3 protein-coding genes and 1 pseudogene are annotated in these 3,612 nt (G+C 34.4%); all 4 read right to left on the reverse strand.

Annotated elements, in window-relative coordinates:
- The coding region (locus tag BWGOE10_RS28740) for an LPD25 domain-containing protein (protein ID WP_070146069.1) at positions 1–2,618 on the reverse strand (2,618 nt) is incomplete at its 3' end.
- Positions 2,611–2,886 carry a hypothetical protein gene (locus BWGOE10_RS28745; RefSeq protein ID WP_070146070.1) on the reverse strand — a complete coding sequence of 92 codons (276 nt, stop codon included), beginning with the start codon at positions 2,884–2,886 and terminating at the stop codon, positions 2,611–2,613. The genes BWGOE10_RS28745 and BWGOE10_RS28740, both read right to left, overlap by 8 nt.
- A gap of 42 nt (positions 2,887–2,928) precedes the next feature.
- Positions 2,929–3,372, reverse strand: coding sequence for a hypothetical protein (locus tag BWGOE10_RS28750; protein WP_070146071.1), 444 nt, complete (start codon positions 3,370–3,372; stop codon positions 2,929–2,931).
- Positions 3,373–3,375: 3 nt separating this feature from the next.
- Positions 3,376–3,612, reverse strand: a pseudogene (locus tag BWGOE10_RS28755) (hypothetical protein); the annotation flags it as partial.

Consider the following 3,612-nt stretch of genomic DNA (forward strand, 5'->3'; position numbering starts at 1 on the left):
TTTCCTCTTCCATCAAAGATAGAACTTTGAACCTTTTCATATAAATCTGGTTTCAAAATGTTATCTAGATAGACATTTTCTCGTTTCCCGTTCTTTTCCATTAGGGAAACATATAAATCGTCCCGATTTGTTTTATCTTGATTCCATACAGACAAATAATTTATATCTTTCGTAACAGCATCCATCATGTGGATTCTTGCCAGTTCTTCATCTTGCATACCATTTGCTAATACTTCAATTGTAACTAAGTGATTGGGTGTGTCTTTCGATTTTTCTAATGTACTTTCCTGTGCTTTTTCCATCGGTATTTCTTTGTTATTTCTATGATTCACTACCTCATCTCGTAAAGATTGTTTCACTTCATCCGATAGATACCTTTTCTCGTTTAATACTTGTTCATACGGTGTCTTGTAGTCCCCATCTCCCATATTCATACGATCCATACTCACAAGCTCCATTCTCCCAAAATCCCTATCAACTTCTTTTGGAATGGCAATATGATAACGAGCTTGATCGTAAGGGATGCTTTGACCTCTTTCTTTAGCTTCTTCTCTTGCTTTTTCAATACTTGCAATGACTTCAGCCATTTTTTCATTGGCTTCTCCAAATGGGATCAGTTGATTATTCTTAAAAGTTTCGTTGTCGCTCCATTGAACTAGCATAGTTGGTCGATTAATTTCATTCTGATTAAGTGCTGCATACTTTTCTTGATTCGCCTCGTTAAATGCATCAATAAATTCTTTATCACTCAATTTCCCTGCATCTTTTACAGGCTCAAACGCATGATTTTTATCTGCTTGTTCCCTTAACTCTGCAACAGAAACAAGCTCTTGTGTCGTATTACTTAAACTCATGTATTCCACTAGTAAAATATTTTTTTCATTCTGTTTTTCATTTACAAGACTAGGTTGATCGTTTTTTTCTAGTCCAATTGGTGCAAGTATTTTTTCTTCTACATGTTCATATTCAATCGTTGTATAATACCCATCCTCTTTATCTAGACCTTTAAAACTTGCCTCTTCTGCTACTGTATATCCATGACCCTCAACATGAAAAACTTCTTCATTTTGCTGTAATGGCTTACCTGTTTCTTGGCAATAAATCACTTCTGATTCGTCTTTTGGATATAGTCCTTTATATTCAATATCATTATTCATTACTTCTTTATGCGCTGTTGAAATTCGGTGATTAATTACATTCAAAGCTAGGCTCACTGAATTTTGAAACCAAAAATCCTTTTGGTTTTCTTTCACATACTCATTAACACAATCGACTTTTAAACTCTTTTCACGATCTAACGAAACCCTAGCAAGTGGTATATCATTGAAACTATCTCCTAACAAATCAGCTTCATAATATGGCTCTAACGTATCTGTAATTTTTTTAAGTGCATCTTGTTCTCTGTTTGTACCAAATTCATAAACGATCTGTTCCATTTCCCTTAAATTCAAACGAACATTAGGGTTTATTTCTTCTAATATACGACTATCTTCTGAAAGTTGAATTTCATAGTTTTCCCAATGTTTTTCAAAATTTAATCCTAGCCTTTCATCAATAAGCTGCTGCGCATTTTGTTGAATGCCTGTTAAAATTTCGAAATTGTCTCTTACATTTCCATCTTTATTTTCAGACACTTGTTTTGCCATATGATCTACTCCTTTTTCGTTTGTTTTTTCTTTTTCCAACGTGCTTTCAATTGTTTCAATAAATTCAATTGAAGTTTCATGTACTTCTTTTAACAACTTCGTTTTATCTTTCATTTCTTTTCCTTGTGTCCAGCTCGCTAAATACCCCAAAGAATATTCGCTTGTATCAATCCCAAAATAAGAAGAAACTGCATAAGCGGTCATTTCTGCTTGAAACTCTTTTTCTGGCGCTGTGTAATTCATATGTGTCTCTGCTGTATGAAGTTTGGCATGTGCCAACTCGTGAAGAAGTGTTTTTACATTTTGTAATTCACTGTTCCGTGTATTCAAGGCAACCTCTTTTGTTAAGGTATAACTCACACCTTTTGCGACACCCAGCTCTGCTTTTGGTTCAATAATTTTCACACCGTTTTTTTCCGCAACAGCCTCCATCCCTCTGTACAAACTCTTGTAATCTTTTACGCTTCCTTCTAGCCAACGATTCGGAAAAATACGTGGTAGATCTTCAGCTTTTACATTCGTTTGAGACGCATCAAACACATGACCGACAGCAAAATATAAACGACCTGGTTTCACTTCTACGCTTTTAGATTCAATTTGTTTTTTCTCTTCCTCATTTGCTTTAGTTACTGTTTTCCAAGTGCCTTGTTTGTCTTTAAACTTCGCTATAGTTCTGTTTGGAACAAGGATCTGGATTCCTTTCTCGCCCTTCTTAACCGCAAACCCTTTTTCTTTCCAAAAAGAAAAGGAACCAACTGCACTGGCTCCCTCGAATTGACTCTGTATTAATGAAATATTAGATGGTGAATAGTGATAAAACTTTGCCATAAACGATAAATATTCTTTCAAATCTCCCGGTGTACGAAAATAGCCTTCTATGCTTTTTTCCATCTTTTTTGTTAAAGCTTGCACCGCTTCTTTCTTTTCCTCTGGTGATTTCGTTTGATACTTTTTCTTATAATTTTTACTCATGATCTTCCCCTATTCTTTCACTCGCTCTTTGCAATTCCTCCATGTCTTCTTCATTCCATCTTTCCGTTGTATCAAAGAAAAGCGCATGTGTTTTTAAGTTAACCGGAACTAACATATTCTCTTGATTCATAACATGAACTGCAAGTTCTTCCTCTTGTTCTCTTGTAATTTCAATTGTTAGTTCTTCATCTTTTACAAGTAAAACAAGTTCACCTTCTCCAATTTCTTTAATAACTCCTAATGCAATATCTTCATGAAATAACAACATCCTACTAACCTCCTATTTTTTTATAAAAAAGAACAATGTAGCTTATGTTACATTGTTCTTTGATGCCTCGTGATCTATACGTTTTTGTCTCGCATGACTAATTCGTTCCGCTACGACTTCCTTTGCCATTTTCACGCCACCGACTTCTATTTTATCCGTAGTAATAATACTCTCTAAATCTAAGTCATTGGCAAAAAAGTATCCATTCATTAATTCAATTAAAACTTGTGTATTTCGATCCGCACTATTTGCACCCAGACGAATTTTTGTTAACTCACTTTTTAATATGTCATGAAGATTTTTAGAAACAACTTCTGAAATATAATTCAATGACCATTCTGTATTTTTTGCTGCTTGATGTTCCATACAAATTTTAGATATGGCATCACCAGGATGTGTAATATTATTTTCCTCCATATACTCTTGAACATAATGATGGACGTTTTCACTCAATGATAACTTCATTCGTACTTTTTCATTCCCCATAATCTAACCCCTTTCGTTTTCATATGCATTTTCCCTTTGCATCCGCTCATAATACTTTTGGTTTTTCCAACTTTCATATTCACTTTTAAAAGCACGCTCCACTTTCTTCATGGAATACTGTATAGATACATTCTGTTGAAATTTTTGAAACGGCTTTGATTTTTTCATGTGATGGATTCTCTTTTGTTCTTTATCGTATGCCTTCATTTCTTGTAAAAAAGCGTTCCCCATTCTAGGTTG

This window comes from Bacillus mycoides, from assembly GCF_001757995.1.
GTDB lineage: Bacteria > Bacillota > Bacilli > Bacillales > Bacillaceae_G > Bacillus_A > Bacillus_A mycoides_B.